This window comes from Haloarcula sp. MBLA0163 (genome assembly GCF_055632435.1).
In genome coordinates, this window is the sequence record NZ_CM145745.1 from 1,257,943 (window position 1) to 1,274,439 (window position 16,497).

20 protein-coding genes and 1 tRNA gene are annotated in these 16,497 nt (G+C 58.6%); 11 read left to right on the plus strand and 10 right to left on the minus strand.

From position 1 onward, the window contains the following. Positions 1-48 precede the first annotated feature (48 nt). The 5 genes from ACV7GQ_RS06700 to ACV7GQ_RS06720 all read left to right on the plus strand — a co-directional run bounded on the left by ACV7GQ_RS06700 (position 49) and on the right by ACV7GQ_RS06720 (position 6,001). The gene (locus ACV7GQ_RS06700; protein ID WP_470312744.1) at positions 49-2,751 is read left to right on the plus strand and encodes a hypothetical protein; all 2,703 of its coding nucleotides are present in this window, start codon (positions 49-51) and stop codon (positions 2,749-2,751) included. Further along, positions 2,748-2,978: a hypothetical protein gene (locus ACV7GQ_RS06705; RefSeq protein WP_470312745.1), complete on the plus strand. Its 231-nt coding sequence runs from the start codon at positions 2,748-2,750 to the stop codon at positions 2,976-2,978. The genes ACV7GQ_RS06700 and ACV7GQ_RS06705 overlap by 4 nt, the downstream gene beginning before the upstream one ends. 270 nt (positions 2,979-3,248) lie before the next feature. Further along, positions 3,249-4,697, plus strand: a complete 1,449-nt coding sequence (locus tag ACV7GQ_RS06710; RefSeq protein WP_470312746.1) for a response regulator — start codon at positions 3,249-3,251, stop codon at positions 4,695-4,697. A 242-nt stretch (positions 4,698-4,939) separates the two neighbouring features. Continuing rightward, on the plus strand, positions 4,940-5,479 hold the full coding sequence (locus ACV7GQ_RS06715; protein WP_470312747.1) for a hypothetical protein: 540 nt from the start codon (positions 4,940-4,942) through the stop codon (positions 5,477-5,479). Positions 5,480-5,548: 69 nt separating this feature from the next. Continuing rightward, positions 5,549-6,001, plus strand: a complete 453-nt coding sequence (locus tag ACV7GQ_RS06720) for a hypothetical protein (RefSeq protein ID WP_470312748.1) — start codon at positions 5,549-5,551, stop codon at positions 5,999-6,001. Between the two features lie 145 nt (positions 6,002-6,146). Here the strand turns inward: ACV7GQ_RS06720 and ACV7GQ_RS06725 are convergent, their stop codons facing one another. From ACV7GQ_RS06725 to ACV7GQ_RS06755, 7 genes are read right to left on the minus strand one after another with little or no spacing between them, the layout of a single operon-like run. Beyond that, complete coding sequence (locus tag ACV7GQ_RS06725) at positions 6,147-7,055, minus strand: hypothetical protein (protein WP_470312749.1); 909 nt, start codon at positions 7,053-7,055, stop codon at positions 6,147-6,149. A gap of 1 nt (position 7,056) precedes the next feature. Then, a complete protein-coding gene (locus tag ACV7GQ_RS06730; RefSeq protein ID WP_470312750.1) occupies positions 7,057-7,734 on the minus strand; it encodes a hypothetical protein in 678 nt (225 codons plus the stop codon). After that, complete coding sequence (locus tag ACV7GQ_RS06735) at positions 7,731-8,033, minus strand: hypothetical protein (protein WP_470312751.1); 303 nt, start codon at positions 8,031-8,033, stop codon at positions 7,731-7,733. Before ACV7GQ_RS06735 ends, ACV7GQ_RS06730 begins: the two co-directional genes overlap by 4 nt. A 52-nt stretch (positions 8,034-8,085) precedes the next feature. After that, positions 8,086-8,226: a DUF7563 family protein gene (locus ACV7GQ_RS06740; RefSeq protein ID WP_470312752.1), complete on the minus strand. Its 141-nt coding sequence runs from the start codon at positions 8,224-8,226 to the stop codon at positions 8,086-8,088. Then, positions 8,219-8,395 carry a hypothetical protein gene (locus tag ACV7GQ_RS06745; RefSeq protein WP_470312753.1) on the minus strand — a complete coding sequence of 59 codons (177 nt, stop codon included), beginning with the start codon at positions 8,393-8,395 and terminating at the stop codon, positions 8,219-8,221. Before ACV7GQ_RS06745 ends, ACV7GQ_RS06740 begins: the two co-directional genes overlap by 8 nt. Then, on the minus strand, positions 8,392-8,532 hold the full coding sequence (locus tag ACV7GQ_RS06750) for a hypothetical protein (protein ID WP_470312754.1): 141 nt from the start codon (positions 8,530-8,532) through the stop codon (positions 8,392-8,394). Before ACV7GQ_RS06750 ends, ACV7GQ_RS06745 begins: the two co-directional genes overlap by 4 nt. Before the next feature lie 57 nt (positions 8,533-8,589). After that, complete coding sequence (locus ACV7GQ_RS06755) at positions 8,590-9,396, minus strand: hypothetical protein (RefSeq protein ID WP_470312755.1); 807 nt, start codon at positions 9,394-9,396, stop codon at positions 8,590-8,592. Between the two features lie 255 nt (positions 9,397-9,651). Between ACV7GQ_RS06755 and ACV7GQ_RS06760 the strand changes: the two genes are divergently transcribed. The 3 genes from ACV7GQ_RS06760 (at position 9,652) to ACV7GQ_RS06770 (ending at position 13,875) form a co-directional block, all read left to right on the plus strand. Next, positions 9,652-9,921 (plus strand): hypothetical protein, encoded by a 270-nt coding sequence (locus tag ACV7GQ_RS06760; RefSeq protein WP_470312756.1) that lies wholly within the window; start codon positions 9,652-9,654, stop codon positions 9,919-9,921. A 689-nt stretch (positions 9,922-10,610) separates the two neighbouring features. After that, positions 10,611-13,583 (plus strand): phage/plasmid primase, P4 family, encoded by a 2,973-nt coding sequence (locus ACV7GQ_RS06765; RefSeq protein WP_470312757.1) that lies wholly within the window; start codon positions 10,611-10,613, stop codon positions 13,581-13,583. Positions 13,584-13,674: 91 nt separating this feature from the next. Further along, a complete protein-coding gene (locus tag ACV7GQ_RS06770; protein ID WP_470312758.1) occupies positions 13,675-13,875 on the plus strand; it encodes a hypothetical protein in 201 nt (66 codons plus the stop codon). Between the two features lie 3 nt (positions 13,876-13,878). Here the strand turns inward: ACV7GQ_RS06770 and ACV7GQ_RS06775 are convergent, their stop codons facing one another. The 3 genes from ACV7GQ_RS06775 to ACV7GQ_RS06785 are packed head-to-tail and all read right to left on the minus strand — an operon-like array spanning position 13,879 to position 14,841. Further along, a complete protein-coding gene (locus ACV7GQ_RS06775; RefSeq protein WP_470312759.1) occupies positions 13,879-14,364 on the minus strand; it encodes a DUF309 domain-containing protein in 486 nt (161 codons plus the stop codon). Beyond that, entirely contained in the window at positions 14,361-14,582 is a 222-nt protein-coding gene (locus tag ACV7GQ_RS06780; protein WP_470312760.1) for a hypothetical protein, read from the minus strand. Before ACV7GQ_RS06780 ends, ACV7GQ_RS06775 begins: the two co-directional genes overlap by 4 nt. Before the next feature lie 40 nt (positions 14,583-14,622). Next, positions 14,623-14,841 carry a zinc ribbon domain-containing protein gene (locus ACV7GQ_RS06785; protein ID WP_470312761.1) on the minus strand — a complete coding sequence of 73 codons (219 nt, stop codon included), beginning with the start codon at positions 14,839-14,841 and terminating at the stop codon, positions 14,623-14,625. A gap of 102 nt (positions 14,842-14,943) precedes the next feature. On the opposite strand from ACV7GQ_RS06785, the gene ACV7GQ_RS06790 reads away from it, so the two are divergent. The 3 genes from ACV7GQ_RS06790 (at position 14,944) to ACV7GQ_RS06800 (ending at position 16,412) form a co-directional block, all read left to right on the plus strand. Then, positions 14,944-15,027: transfer RNA gene (locus tag ACV7GQ_RS06790), tRNA-Leu, on the plus strand. 296 nt (positions 15,028-15,323) lie between these two features. Then, positions 15,324-15,521 carry a hypothetical protein gene (locus ACV7GQ_RS06795; protein ID WP_470312762.1) on the plus strand — a complete coding sequence of 66 codons (198 nt, stop codon included), beginning with the start codon at positions 15,324-15,326 and terminating at the stop codon, positions 15,519-15,521. A 54-nt stretch (positions 15,522-15,575) separates the two neighbouring features. Next, the gene (locus ACV7GQ_RS06800) at positions 15,576-16,412 is read left to right on the plus strand and encodes an inositol monophosphatase family protein (RefSeq protein WP_470312763.1); all 837 of its coding nucleotides are present in this window, start codon (positions 15,576-15,578) and stop codon (positions 16,410-16,412) included. Positions 16,413-16,497: the final 85 nt, after the last annotated feature.

A 16,497-nucleotide genomic window follows, 5' to 3' on the forward strand; every position in this document is an offset into this window, starting at 1 on the left:
TTTCGCCTTATATCTACACATGACTCATACCACCGGAGGTGACTGCTGATGGCGTTTTCAGACAGATGGAAACGCAACCCAGACGGCAGCTTCACCGATACGCAGGACGACTCGGACAGCAGTAGCAACGACAGTAGCAACGACGACGACAGCAACGGCAGTGACCGGTTCTCTGGACTGTTCGGTGGTGGCACCGGACAGAACAACAACCAGAGCGATAGCGACAACGACGGTGCTAGCGACTCTGTGGACGAGACGCCAGAGTCGTCTAGCGGAGGTGGCCGCAAGGTCGACCCGAGTACGCCTGTAGATATTTCCGGCGACGGTGCCGAACTGCCGGGTAACTCTGGTTCGATCCAACCGACGCCGGACCCTGATACCGACACATCCGACACGGGCGACACGTCGACGTCGGACCCACTCGATGCAACGGACCCGACGAAAACCACGAGTAGCGGTCTAAACGCCGACCCACAGGGACCGGCACAGGACGGGGACACCAGCGACCAAGAGCAAGGCAGTGGCTTCACCGGTAGCCAGCAGGGAATCGGTGGGCCTGGTGTGACCGATCCGTCCGCCGCACCGGCTGAAGAACGGGACAGTCCCGACCGGGAGTTTGACCCGGAGAGTACACAGACCGGCGACGTCGAAGCCCAACAAGGCCGAATCGGAGAGCAGGCACGAAAGCTCGAAGAGCAGGTGATCGGTACGCAGATTAGCGACCTCTCACCGGACCTGAAACAGACTGGCGCGCAACTACGCCGGGAGGACGTTCTGGTTCGTCGTAGCGGCGATAGTCTGCGCGCCACACTGTCGCCTGTCGGCCGTGAGCGTGTCGGTTTCGTGGCCGAGGGACAACAGGCCCAGAGTGCCGAGATAGCCGTTGAACGGGAGCTAAACCGGCCTGTCGCTAGTAGTGACGTGACTGTCTCGAACGGAGAGGTGGAAGTGAGCAACGACGTGCGTAGACAGAGCACGAACCGCCGAACCCGCCGAACGGACGTCTCACCCAGCACTGGCGGCCCACAACAGGACCGGACCGACGCCGTGGCCGACCAACTCGACCCGGTGCGCGATCTCACCGGACTGGATACGGACTCGGCCGTCGAACGCGGGGCCGAGGCCCGAGACGACGAGACGGGCGAAGCCTTCGGCGGACAGGGTACGGTTGAATCGTTCATACGAGACGGCTTGAACGCCTACGAGGACGCTGTTGTCGACCCGGCGGCCAGTGGTGCCGGCGACGTCGGCCGATTCTTCAACCAGCCTTCGACTCGGCCGGAGTTCCTTCAACCGGTGGAGGGGCCAGAGGGCGGCCAGCAGGGGGCTGGTAACGCTTTCGTGCCGAACGAGGCACAAGCAGAAGCCGCGACTCGTACAATCGGGAACCTGCCACGGTTAGTCCTCACGCCGATAGAGGCCACAGAGTTCGGGGCAGCAGGTGTCGGTGCTATCGGTGAGTCGGCCGTTGAAGGGAGTACCGAACCCGCCGAGGATTTCGCCAGTCGCACTGTGGGGACAGCGGCACTCACAGCGGCCGAGACAGCAGCGGCGGCCGACCGAAGCCCCGACCGGTTCTTGTCCACAATCGGTGCATCGACGTTCGGGACGGCCGGGGTTCTGAAGGCTTCGCGTGCGCTTGCCGGCGCGAGAGGCGCGAGAGCAGCGGCTGTGACCATCCAGCCCGGAGAGGAAGCCGCTATCTTTGCGGCCCGACGTGGCGTGCCCGGTGCAACCCGAATCGCTAATCGAGTCGGTGACGTCGACGTCGAAGGACGCGCCCGGAGGTTTGCCGGGGACGAGAGCGGCCAACTCGATCTGACGGGACTGGGCCGGTCGGAGAGTGAGACAACCAGCGACGTCGATGCAGACACCGACGACGTGCCGACCATCACTGCCGAGGACTTTGATGTGGATACTGGACCACGGCGACCGCCGGAGCTACGGGACGATATTGACGCCGACCAGCGCGCCCTTCAACAGCGACGAGAGCGCGCCGAAGAGGGAGGTATGACTGACTCCGAACGCTTCGACTCCGATACGGTCATGGGCCGGCGTGCAGAGCGCCGACGACAGGCACGCGACCTCCCCGACGATGATGCACGAGTGGCGGACCAGCGCCGACGTGTGGCCGACCAGGACCTTCGTGAGCGCGCCGAAGCCCGAGAGGTGACAGAGGCCGAAGCCAGCACTGGACGCATCGAGGACACGGCTCTCTCGGCGCTGCGTGGCAGTGAGCCATTCGCCGGGACGGACACGGCGGCCGACACGACCGCGGACACGCAACAGCGTCTCCGAACCGCGCAAAGTCCATTCGCTGGCGTGCGTGGCCGGCAGGGGATAGACTCACTGCTGTCCCCGCGCATAGACACGAACCTTCGGACCGGCGCGTTCGGTCGGACAGAGGTGGACACTCGTGGCGAGACTCGGCAGGACACGCGACAGGACACGCGGCAAGAGCTACGGACCGAGACACGGACAGACGGCCGCACAGAGACACGCACAGAGAGTCGGCAAGAGGCGCGTAGCGAGTTCCGGTTTGAAACCCGTACCGAAACCGACGTCCGCGACCGACGCCGTGACAGCAACGACGACGAACGCCTTCCCGGTCTTGTGGGTGGTGACGCAGAGGCCATCATCACCAACTTTAGGGACCCGCTTAGTGGCGACGTCCTCGAAACGGACACAGGCGACAGCCTGCCGGCGCTGGGCAATAGCGACGGACCGGACCTCTCGGAGTTTGAGCTATGACCCGAGCACTGCCTGTCGTGGGGAAGGTGGACCGCATTGAGCGGTTACACCAGGACCCACCGGCCGAGTGGTCACAGACTGCGTGGGCAACCGACGACATGGACGGCGAGACGGTCCTAATCGAGACGGCCATCATCGAGTGTCCCGAGTGTGGCGAACGAGCATACTGGGCTAGGGGAGTAGTGGCCTGTAGCTACTGCGACGAGCGGCACCAGCTGGTAGGCTGATAGTGCCGTTTGGAGTGGTGTTTGTCGGCCGCAACCCCCACAGTCTGTGTGCCGGAAACGGCCATCTAGGTATTGTTTTGATGCGTAATTCGGAAGAAAATGTATCCGCGAAGGGTGAGCGGTCAGTACAGAAGATCGATTGAGCATCGTTCGAGATACCCCATTTGGTAGTGGATGATTTTCTCAAGCCAAAAATATCATATCCTTGTCCCAAAAGTATTATATGTACTTCTAATCGACGTTTCATATCCCGATAAGATAGCTTATTCCATGGTGACACTTACTATGTCGAGAGATACTACTCGAATCTTGCATGTTGATGATGAGCCAGAATTTAGTGAGCTTGTCAAGGCATTTCTTGAACGCGAAGACAAAGCGTTCGAAGTTGTCACCGAGGAATGTGCTGAGGACGGACTAAACCGACTCCAGAAGAATGAGATCGATTGTGTCGTAAGCGATTACGAGATGCCAGAAAAGGATGGATTAGAGTTCTTTGAATCGGTTCAAGAATTACACCCAGGAACTCCGTTCATTCTCTTTACTGGCAGAGGAAGTGAGGAAATAGCAAGCGTAGCAATTACTCGCGGCGTCACCGATTACTTACAGAAGGCAGGTGGTTCGGAACAGTACGAGGTACTGGCAAATCGTATTCGAAACAGCGTTGACCGACACCGAACCCAGCACGAACTTAAACAGAATCAAGAATTTCTCTCTCGCGTTCTCAATCTTAACCCATCAGCGATTCTGGTATTGAATGAGGACGGAGAGATCGTTCGAGCAAACGAGCGTGCGGAGACGATACTCAATCTATCTGAATCAGAGATAACGAATCGTTCTTTTAACGATCCAGAATGGGATATTGTGGATGAAGACGGCAACTCGATTCCTGATGACGCATTGCCGTTCAACCATGTTCGGGAGACTGGAGAACCAGTATATGATGTAGAACATGGTGTCCGAGGACCTGATGGGAATATTGTTTGGCTCTCGATAAACGCCGCACCACTGTGGAACGAGTCCAAAGAAATCGAATACGTTGTCGCAGTCCTGTCGGATACAACCTCCAGAAAACGGCAGAATAAAACACTGAACGCGACCATTAGCCAACTCGAAGGGTTTGGTAGCGTCTTGTCACACGACCTTGGAAACATCCTGCAAATCGCAAGTGGCCGTCTTGAACTGGCTCGTGAGACATCTGAAGAAGAACACTTTGAGGCTGTCGATGAGTCGATAGAGCGGGCAGCAGGTATGTTGAATGAACTGACTACAGCAATGCAGGCTGGTAGTATCGTCGAAGAAGTTTCCACAGTTAAATTGGAAGATGTATTTGACCAAGCGTGGCAATCGCAGGCAACAGCCGAGGCAACGAAAGAAGTAGAGGAAGGCATTCGGATTCAAGCTAATGAAATGGCACTGCAGCGTATGTTCGAAAATCTTGTCCGTAATGCGTTTGAACACGGAGAAGACACGGCGACAGTGCGTGTCGGTTCGATGATCGATGGTTTCTACGTCGAGGATAATGGGCCCGGTATTCCAGAAGACGAGCGTGGGAAAGTCTTCGAACCAGAGTATACTACAAAAAAAGATGGGACCGGTACTGGACTGGTGAGTATCCATCAAATAGCCCTCGCGCACGGGTGGGAAACGGAAATACAAGAGGGGTCCGATGGGGGCGCCCGCTTCAACTTTACCAATGTCGAGAAATCAACTAAACAGTAACATACTGCCCTGAGTAATTCTCTCAGAGGAACGGTATCTTCCATGAATGTCTGCAGTATTCGCAGGCTTAGTGAGCAGTGGATGCACGAAAAAGTAGATGGAAGAAACAAGTCGTTTTGCTAATTCTATCCTCTCTATTCAACAGAACTAGTTTCAGTTTTGCCGCGCACCCGAGGCTCGCTTTCACATCTCAGACGGCGGTGGGTCCCTTTGCGATGCAACGGAGAACACTCCTCGCAAGTATGGCAAGCGGACTGGGTGGTACTGTTGCCGGTGCCGCCCTTATCGGGAGTACAGACACAGCAGAAGCCAGTGTGAGCATGGGCAACCTCGATATGTCCGGTGCCCAGCAGACGACGTCGAACGGCTACATCAACGACGTGTCCGCCACAGTGAGCGGGAAATGGTCTTACGAACTGCCGGGCGGTGAGGTGGATCGGTGGATTGCGGACCTTCGTGTTTCGGACGGCGATGCGTGGTACGTTGTCGGTGAGACGAGTGAGTCAAACGAATGGAAACAATATTCTGGAGAGTACAGCGTCAGTGGTTCTATCACCGACACTGCCGGCTTTGACATTGAGTACTTTAGCGCGCCCGGACCAGGTAGGCAAACCTCTGTTGAGCTACCGTTACAGGTTCGGTTCCGTGTGTTGAGTACGAACGACACGCCATTGGCGAACACGTCCATCCAAGATACAGCCACGGTGACGGTCGCGCAAGAAGAGATCGACGCCAGTCTCTATGGTGAGGTTAGCGGCGGCGGGAGTATCGAGATAAAATAAACACCCGAGTTCTCTCAGATAAGCTGTTGGCCCACGGAACTTATTTTACGGCAAGCAGATGATTAGCGTGTGATTGACACAGACCCTCTCACATCAAGATGGGAAGATCGGGTCGCAGAATTACGGCGCGAAAAAGAAAATGTTCGAGCGGGCCACGATTCAATGACGAAAGGGGACACTGAAAACGTAGCAGAGGTGGCCAAGTACGAAATTCAGGTTCGGACTATCGAAACTTGCATTGAGGATATTGAGAGTTGCAACGGCACAGACGACGTACTCAGGGTGTTAGCGGAGTTGCGAAAAGCAGTCAATGAGAGAGATGATATATATAACGCCGAGAATGAAATTGAAGCTGAATATGAGCGGGTTCAATATAAACAGTGCGCGGATGATTTAGAGAGCGAGCTTCCGAGTGAAGTTTTTCCAGAATGCTCACTCTGTGGAGCGGTTAAGGAGCCGGTTAGCGACGACAGGTATAGCGAGAAGTATAGATGGGACTGCGGTAACTGTGGGGCGACATAGATTGTGTAGTTGGTCACTGGCCGGCGCACAGTGAATGCACACGCGACAGTTACAGCAGGATGGAGAGTCTGATTTGGTCTTGCGCGCGTTACTATACTAACTGTAGTCCCTCTGGGTGTCTCTATACTCTCCTACGCGGCATACGTTAGAAATCTTCTAAGTCAAAACGCTTCTCAAGCAGGCTCTTAACGGTTCTTGCGTCCGAATGGGATAAGCCATACTCTGCCCTAATCAGGTCGTCATTTATATAGGGTTGCTTCGTCTGCGCGTGTTGGCTCACGACGTCGTCTAAGCCACTACTTTCTATCTTATCGGCTATGTCTTTCACCGACAGTTGTTCCGCCTCTTGACCTTCTTCTTCACTCTCAAGTTTCTCTATCGTCCGTTCGTACATCTCCTGTTGGAATACGCCCTTGCGCTGTTCGTATTCGCTGATTAGTTCATCATCTGTTGGCGGAGCGAACGTATTCCGGGTGATTCGTTTCTCGTAGCCGTTCTGCTTGCGTCGTGGGTACTTCTTGAGGATGTTTCCGCTGCTGTCCACCCTGTCGGGGTCAATGAACTTCCACTTGACCCGGACGTACTCTTCGGGGTTCTTCTCGACTACCTCAAGGACTGCCTGTAGGCGGCCTTCGGCCTGTGAGTCCAGTTCTGACAGACGCGGCAGGGTGAAGATTAGTCCGAGGTTGTGACTTCGGACAAGCTGGAGGGCCTGGTTCGCGAGGATTTGAGCGCGGTCCTGCCACGTTCGGTTGCCCAGTGACACGCCGGCTTCGTCCAGCACATAGAAATCACCCGCTGAGTGGTCCCCGCTACTCAGGATTTTCAGCAGTTCCGTGACGTCGAAGATCACCCTGTCGGCATTGAAGCCCGAATCAAGGTTGTTGGCTATCTTAAGAGCGGTGTAACTCTTGCCACTACCCTCTCTTCCCACAATACAACCCATGAAGTGCTCGTTCTTGCTATTCACGCGGTCCCACACACGCCGGAGTAGCCACGGCGTGTGTTTCTCGTTCGGTTTCTGTAGCGGCTCTGGTGGCGATTTTGTAGACATGTTAGAAGGGGTCGTTGTCGGGGTCGTCTTCTTCTCGATGGCCGATCTCCAGCCCGATACCCGCTTGTTGGAGGAACGCGTCGGCTTGCTCCACAGCCGCGTCAAAACACCTCTTCGGGAGAGGGATATTGTGCTGGAGGGTTTCAACGTCGGTCATGGCCACGCCCTCGCCCTCTTTGAGGTTGAACGACCAGCGGAGAGTGATTTCGTCTCGCGTGAGGATGGCGTCTAACCCCCGTATTTCGGCCACTTTGGGTTTCGGCGGGTCGACATGGCGACTCAGGCCCATGTCCATTTTCAGCTTCGAGTCGTCGACGCCCTCGCGGGCGAACCGGGACCACTGATACCGACCGTTCGGCGGCGGGACCTCTTCCTCGAACAGCAAAACCTCGGAGTAGTAGTACTCAGACCGGGGGATTTTGCGGGAAGTGAGCAGCGGCTTAATCGCTCTGATGAACTGCCGGACCATCGTCCGGTAGCCGATATACTGCTCTTTCTGGGAGATACCTCGCTCGGAGGTGGGTGCATCCACGTACAGGGACGCTTCGGCGTCGTCGACCCGCTGTCGGGCCTTCAGAATCCGGGATTTGACCTTCTCGTCAACCGTCCCCTCCTGGTCCCGGACTTTCTGACTCGGTTCGTTACTGTCGCTCTCGTCGTCAAATGGGTCTATGCTCATTCAAGATCACGTCCTTTCTCTCCAGAGGGGTTGCACCAGATGGACGGCGTCACTCTGGTACCTCGCTTCATCCCGCGCCCGTTCTCTTTCGGTTGCCAGTCACCCCATTCGCCTTCGACAGGCCTGTATGCGTGGATATAGTAGCCCTCGCTCTCCTTTTCGTAGGAGTTGCCGCAGTGGGGGCAGAGTGGGTCCGTCACTTCGCCGTGTTCCTCGATCTGCTCTTTCTCGTGTTCGTTCGCGAGGATTTGTTCACCGTCCGGGATGAACCACTCAGGTATATCGTGTTGCTCTACCATGCTATCGTAGCACCCCGCGCGCGGGTAGCCGTCTTCGCGCCGCTTCGCTCACTCATCGTTTGTACTCCCTGATCTCGTCGCTCACGCCTCTGCCAGACGTGCAGCGGTAGCACGCCGGGATTACGCCGTTGACGCCGTACACACGTGCCCAGTCGGACGTGACGTGCGCGCCGCAACCGTCACACTCAGGCATCGTCCCTCCACTGGCCACAAGCGTCCCCGCCTATGTACGCCTCACTTAGCTCTCGGAGAGCGTCACTCCGGGTCGGTTCCCCGCCGATCTCTTCTGCGACGGCGTCTAAAGTCTGCTCAAAAACCGCCTTGTCGGACTCTCTAACCGCTATAGTGGTGTAGTCACTCATGCAGTCTCACCACTGCTCATGCCACGGCGGAGCAGGTCCCGGATGGCTTGCGACTTATTCTCAAAACCGTTTGCCTCTTGGTGGTTTTCAATACCCTCTTCGAGCGGCGGAGGGACCATTGCCTCAATCCGTTCCATACACAAATAATGGGACGATTATCCCAAAAACCCACAAGGCCAGGCAGAAATAGAGATTCAGAACTTTGCTACGTCGTCGGGGTCCATTTTCTCCAGCAGTTCTTGCGGAGTCTCGTCAACGGGAAACGCCGGCACTTCCGACGTATAAGCGTCTGCCATATCTGGTCCCTCGCCAACTGGACTGATGCAGTCGACCTCAACGTCGGTAAGGAAAACCGCATCGTCGCACGGCTTAAGCAGATGACGCTTACCACCAACAGCCAACAACGCCTTGTCGTCGCCTATGTCAACCTCTTCAACGCCCAGTTTTCGCTCAAAGTCGTAGCCGTCCGCAAAGTCGGTATGCATAATCGGCACAGTGGGTTTTGCATAGAGTTCGCCCGACACGAGCGCTTGCACCTCGTCGGCCCCCGAAGCCATATGCTCAACATCTTCGACCCGGTTCTCGTAGTGGCGCACGCGCATGACGCCGTATTCATTCGGTTGGTCAGCCCGCCCGCGTACTTCCAGTTGCACTTTGTCACCTGCTTCAGCCCGGCCGTCGTTCGGGTGTATCGCCGTCGATGGGTCCCTGTCTAGGCCCATATAGCGATCTTCAAAATACCGTTTCACGCGCTGTGCGTGAGTTTCTTGGGAGTCGCTGGAGGGTTCCGTGACAACGCCGACGACGTAGTAGCCGTTAGCGTTCCCGACTTTCATCTTCTCAATCTTGTTTTCGTCGGCCATCTCGTCTAGTTGCCTCTTGGCCGTCTTTCGTGTGACGTCGGTCACATCAGCGACCTCCGTTGCTGTCCACACTGGATGTGTACCATCATCCATGACCTCGATGATCTTCTCGTCGGTAAGTTTCGGCGCGCGTCCCATACTTACTCTATCGGGCGGTTATCATAAATAGTTACTGCCTCCCGGTAACTTCCTGTCCCTCGGTATCTATTTTATATACCCTACCATAGCGTCTGGCAAGGCAGACTCGGACGAGATACACGCGCCGCTTGTAGGCGCGAACGGCACTGGCCCGCTGGCAACGGGCCACAGAACCATGCTCCACCCGATTGTTGGTTCTGTGGCGTCTTTATACCCGGGGGCCAGGCCGGTGTCTGTGCTCTGCTGAGCATACCCATGAGCACGAAACACGCTTCGCAGGACACGTCGGCCAACCCTTCCAAAGACCGCCCGACGTGCCCTGAGCGGGACGTCCGCGAGGACGCCCAGAACGACGATACCGACGAAGAGACAAATAACCCACCGAATCACGGGGTGCCGACCCACGGCGTGGGTCGGTTCCTGTGGGAGTGCGACCCGCGAACGCCAGTCGAGGAACTGGGCAAGCTCTACGACCGCTGGCAAACCGACAGCGAGCAGGTCGATCTTGAGAGGTGGTCCGAATGACCCGCGAGCGTGCCGATTGGAGCTGTCCGAACTGCGACAGCAGCGACGTGTTCCGCCAGTCTGGTAGCGTCTTCGCTTGTGACGACTGTAACCAGTCGATGCACGAGAGGGTCGGGCGGAAAGCAGAATCGCTTGAAGACCTAGCAGAGAGCGACTTGCCCTGTGCTGACATTGCGAGCGCCCTGCTGACCATTGACTGGGGTGAGCGGCTGTGATCCCGCGCACTCTCTGGGAGCGTAGCCCGTCTACCGACTGGCGGACTGTCGCCGTCGTCATGCACGCTACGGATGGGGTGAGTCACCGATGATGGACGGCTCAGGCCCCAACACAGTCAACACATCTGTCGAGTGTGAAGAGTGCGGGCGAATGACTGGCGCGTGTCCACTCTGTCCATTCGTGTCCACCCCCCGGGGTGGACAGGCAGGGTGCCGCTCGTGGGCGTGTGAGGCATGTCTACTGGCCGTCTGTAACTCTGTCCACCCTGTCCACCCCCTAGACGCATGCATCGCGGGGCGTGTGCGTGTGTGTGCGCATGCGCTACGCACAATAGTAGCGTCTGCGGGGTGGACAGGGTGGACAGAACAGTCAAACGTCGGCAAACTCCACTCTCAGCCTCTCTCTGGCGTGCACTTTGTCCACCCCGGGGGGTGGACACGAATGGACACGTCGGACAACCGGAGGTGCAAAGCATGGTGACGGTCGACGCCGAGAGCATCCCGGAGCGATTCAAAAACCGCGACCGGTGGCTCATGTGGGACTGCTCTGCCGACACGCCGCGCCGGCCTCACTGGAAGGGCGACTTCGGGATAAGCTGGAACGACCCCGACGACTGGCACACATTCGAGGACGCACACGCGGCCATGCAGGACCGCGAGAGTTGGGGGATCGGCTATGTCTTCCAACCCGACGACGAAGAGTACGTAATCGACATTGACGGGCCGTTTACCGGTAGCGGCGACCGTCGTGGATGGGTGCCGGCCCTAAAGCTATTCAAAGACGCGGGCGCGTACATGGAGTGGTCCCCGTCCGGCAACGGCCTACATATCCCAGTCGAAGGTGAGCCGCCGGACTGGTGGCGAGATTCCGAAGTACCGGACACTGAGCACCAGGGCGTCGACGTCCTCACCAACAAGTTCTGCACGTTTACTGGGGACACCCTCCATGACGCCGGCAGTGCTGTCACACCTGAGAACGGCGCGCAGTTCCTCTACCGGGCGTACAAAGCTATCCACGGCGAGTCGCCGCTACAGGACACTGGCAACGGTGCTACAGATACAGACACCGAGTTAGACAAAGGCGACGTCAAAGAGGCTCTAGGCCACGTTGACTCGCATTTGTCCTACTCCGACTGGCTACGGTTGGGTATGGCTGTCTACGACTGGGACAGCGGCAGCACAGGCAAACGGCTCTTTGAGCAGTGGTCGAAGAGCAACCCGAAATGGGACGAGAAAAACGGCCAACCGCATATTGACGACATTTGGGACAATGACAGTCCAGACGGTCATGTGACGGTCGGGACGCTCGTCCATCTCGCCAAACAGGGCGGCTGGGAACCGCCAGCGCCGTCGAAGCCACAACCCCCAGAGCCACCTACGGACAACGACGACACCGACAGTGGCACCGGTAGCGACGATACTGCTGGTTGGTGGTCGTATGTCTGCGAGACTTACGACGCACAGACAAGCAAAGAGGGGCGATCAGCAGCGGCGAACGCGCTCGAAAAGGAAACAGACTGGATGTACGTGATGGACTCAGACACACTCTGGGTCTACGACGCTTCAAAGGGCTACTTCAACCGCTGGGGCGAGCAGACGGCCCACAGAGTGCTTGAGCGTGAGCTAGGCCCGCACTACAGCCAGCGAGAGGCAGCAGAGATTATCGGGCGATTGCACGCGCGGAATCAGACACGCCGGAGAGAGCTAAACGCCCGAACCCTAGACAGCGCCCTACTCTGTGTCGGTAACGGTGTCGTTGACTTAGAGACTGGCGACCTGATGGACCACAGTCCCGAGTACAAATTCACGCGGGGCCTCTCGTGGGACTATGACCCAGCGAACGCCGACCCAGAACCTATCAAGTCGTTCTTAGACGACGTCACCAAACGGGATGAGGACCGCGACACAATCCTCGACCACTTAGCACACGGCCTCATGCCAGGCCACCCGTACCGTGCGTTCATCATCATGTACGGACCGGGTAGCAACGGTAAAACCCGAGTCGGGAAGTTACTACGCGGGTTCGTGAGCGAAGAAAACGCCGCCAGCGTCGAACTACAGGACCTTACAGGTGACGACAATTTCGCCACAGGCGGCCTGCCGGGCGCGTTCGTGAACGTCGGTGACGACATTAGCGTGTCCGAAATCCGGGACACGAGTATCATCAAGTCCCTCACTGGCGATGGCACTGTTCGCGCGAACGAAAAGTACGAGAAACAGTACGAGTTCGAGAACGAAGCGGCAATGTTCTTTAGCGCGAACGAACCGCCCCGAATCCGCGAACAGACAGACGCAGTGAGTGACCGTCTTTACCCGATTGAGATGCCAAATCGGTTCGTTGACGATCCAGACCCGGACAACCCACACGAGAAGCAGAAAGTGCCGGGTGTCGCGGAGGACCTGCTGGACAACGACGCGGCAATGCGCGGCCTGCTGCTACTGGCGGTCAAACACGCACAGGAAGTGATTGACCGCAACGGACAGTACAGTATGCCAGAGGCTCCTCACGAACGCCGCGAGATGTACGAGTCGGCTAGCGACCCCATCAAGCGGTTCGCTTTGACGCATCTGGAACCCGCTACTGGTGACGACGTCGTATTGAAAGACGACGCTTACGCTGTCTACCAGCAGTTCTGCGACGTCGAGAACGCCCGTCCGGCCGGTCAGGACGTGTTCAAAGAACAGGTGGGAGGTATCGCATCTATCGATCTGGAATCTACCCGAAGCCGGACACTGACGCCGGGCGATAGCCGAGACAACGGCTGGAAGTACGTGGGCTTTGCTGAGAGTGCAAAGCAGCTAATGCCGGGGCGTCTCAGAGAACGGTACTTTGACTCTGACGAGAGCACCCCACAGGCCAGCACAGACGGTGATAGTAGCGACAGTGTGGCCTACAATGCCAGCCGCCTCACGGACGCTGCTAAGAGTCTGACTGGCTACGTCACAGTGACAGCAGAAGTGGTGAAAGTCGAAACCTACGGCGAGAACACGACGAAAGCCATTCTGAAAGACTCGTCCGGTGCAATGGACCTTCTGACATGGGACGAGACTCTGGCGGCCCATGTCGAAGAGTTGGAAGGCCAGACGGTGGTGATTGAGGACGCCGAAGTTGGCGAACACGACGGAACCCGCCAGCTACAGCCCGTTGATGGTCTGACGGAGATTCAAACGATTCAGGCAGGTGTTGGACACACAGAAGGCGCTACACCCGACGATGGACAGGGCCAGTTAGCCGAAGCTGCTACAGACGGCGGCGAACTGGAAGGAACCACGGCACAGGTCGAAGAGTACCTACGCAATTGCGAGAGCGGGGACACCGTGACGACGGCGAACGTCGCCGGGAAGCTAAACGATCTCTCGCCGGACGATGCTGAAGCCGCGCTACAGTCAATAACGACGAAACGCCGGCTAATTGAGGAAACAGAGGACGGTTGGCGGGTTCTGTAGACCCTCGCGCTTTGCGTCCAAAGCACGCTTTGCACGCATAGAATAATTAGAAAAATGAAATGTTATCACTCCGGCTTGTTTTGGTAAGTACATGGTACCGAAAGGAACCCAAGACGTAACACGACGAGAGAAAGGCCAGTGTCCGGTCTGTGGCAGCGAATACGACGACGCAACGGAGCTAACAGAGCGACGAAGGAGCGGCGACGTCGAGAACGTTCCCGGCCGGGCATATGACCACGACGGCGACGGAGTGCACATCGAGTGGGCCGATGGTGAGATCGTGCGCGGCTAGCCCTTACTCCAGAGCTTCAGCGTATTCAAAATCAATTTCCGTCGCTTCTGGGAATTGTTCATCAAGACAAATCTTCCAGTCGTGCAGAACGGACGGGTCGTTTAGTGCGTTGGTGACTGTTGTCCTCACATCAAGCACGTCAACCCCGTAATAGTCGTTCGGGGTTCCACGAAGGTATTGCAATGCCGTTCTGAAGAGGCTCCGCATTCCATCATCGTTCTCAAAGTCGAAGTGCTTGTACGCGCCGGCAGCCACCTGCACCATTCCGTGAAGGAACGCACTTTCCGTCGTTCCACTGCCGTAGTTGTACCACTCTGCTTCAAAACAATCGTGCGATTCGTGGAACTCGCCAGAATTGTAGAGTCGGACGCCATGAACCACCGCTTTGCGTAGTGTCGCGTGTTCCCATTCGCGCCGGCCACTATGCCAGCCGGTAGGATTCCCCGCTTCAGGTGGTTCTACAGTAGAGTCGCGCGTGTGGTCGTTCATGCGTTCGGAGAGAGTGTTTGCCCGGTAGCATTGTTTACACTGGGCCAATTATTCTCGAAGCAGTCGTGTGACTCGTGGAACTCGGCGGCGTTGTACAGACGGACGCCGTGGACGACGGCCCGCCGGAGCGTCGCGTGCTCCCACTGCCCGTCGGCCCGCCACCCGGCCGGGTCGCCGTCGGGCGGAGCGACGCTCGGGTCCCGCGTGTGTTCGTCCATACGCGTCGTACGTGACCTGCATGGGTCAATCCACCGGTCCTCAGAGGTCCTTCCCACACTCCGGACAGACGCTGTCCGAGGCCGCCGTCGAGTGGTGGCACCGCGGGCAGACGACGGCGTCGGTCGCCGCCGCGGGGTCGTGGTACCCGCCGGTGTCCCGGACCGTGTAGACGACGATAGCGACGAGAAGCAACGTCAGAAGCACACCGACGACCGGGAGCGCCCCACCCATCTGGAGCGGGGTCGCGAGGAGCGCCATGTTTGGCCCCTCTCGCCCCACGCTGTTAGGCGTTTGCCCGGCGAGGGCGTTCCGTACGACATTTATACCACACCGCCGTCAGCACCCTTGCGAGCAGCGCGTGCGAGGGTAGCCAAGCCAGGAAACGGCGGCGGACTCAAGATCCGCTCCCGTAGGGGTCCAAGGGTTCAAATCCCTTCCCTCGCACTGTTGGGCCGATACGGTCCCTCGCACACAGTGCCGGAAGACTCGCACGGAGCGGTCTTCCCTCGCAAACTCTCGGAACCGCACCTGCCAGCGGCGGCGCTGGACGGCGGCCACGCCGCGACGGCTCCACCGGTCGGGGCCCGACCACTCCCCGCGCCGTGACCGGTACCCAAGACGTGGCATTAGGCCGTCTATACGGGAGATAATCCGTCTATTCGTCTCGGTCGACGGTCGGAAAATCAGCCGATTTCTCATATATGGGTACCTTTATACGGAAACGTGAGTTAATGTCTGGCATGGCTACCGACCAGTCCGACGGTTCAGGTATCCGAGTGCCACCGCTGGAGAACACGGCGTTCTTCTCCATCGGTGCGGACGACGACTACGTCCGCATCGAGCAGTCGCTCGGGAACCAGGTACTGTACACGCCCGAGGAGGCACGGGACATCGCCCACTCCATCCTGGACGCCGTCGACGAAGCCAGCGACGAGTAACCTTCCTTTTCCAGAACCCGAGGTGGTAAGTTCCCAGCACTGCCAGCCCCGGGTATGCCAGATGCACACCACCGTGCGGCGCTCGCAGAACGCGCCGCCCGTGCCGGGGGCGTCGTCGCACGGCAGGCGTTCCGCGGCGACCTCGCCGTCGAGACGAAGGGCGACAAGAACGACCTCGTCACCGAGGCCGACCGCGACGCACAGAGTCAGGTCGTCGCGACGGTCCGCGAGGAGTTCCCGAACGACTCGTTCGTACTCGAGGAGGACGTCGTCACGCTGAGCGGGCCAGAGACGGGCGAGACCGACCCGGATGTCCTCGACGGCGTCCCGGCCACCGGGCCGGCGTGGATAGTGGACCCGATAGACGGGACCGCCAACTTTGTCCGCGGGAACCGGACGTGGGCGACGAGCGTCACCGCCGTCGAGGACGGCGAGCCGGTCGGGTCGGCGACGTACATGCCCGCCGAGGGCGACCTGTTCGCCGCCGGCCCGGAGAGCGCGACCCGGGACGGCGCGACCCTCGCCGTGAGCGACCGGGACGACCCGGAGACGTTCGCCGTCGCACCGGTCGGCTGGTGGAACCGCGACGACCGCACCGAGTTCGCCGACCTGTGTGGCGCCGTCGTCGAGCGGTTCGGTGACATGCGTCGCATCGGGAGCTTCCAGGCGACGCTGGCGTACGTCGCCGACGGGGCGCTGGACGGGGCCGTCTGTACGAATCCGAACCACCCGTGGGACACGCTGGCCGGGGTCCACATGGTCCGACAGGCCGGCGGGACGGTGACCGACGCCGAGGGCGACCGGTGGCGACACGACAGCGACAGCCTCGTCGCCTCGAACGGCGAGGCACACGGTGAACTGGTCGCGGCGGCGTCCGAGACCCTCGCCTGAGCAATCTCGTCGGCCCGCCGTATCGGTGTCGCAGGCTCCACGCACGCGACCGGAAGCCTGAAACCGACGCACGCCGCCCACTCGC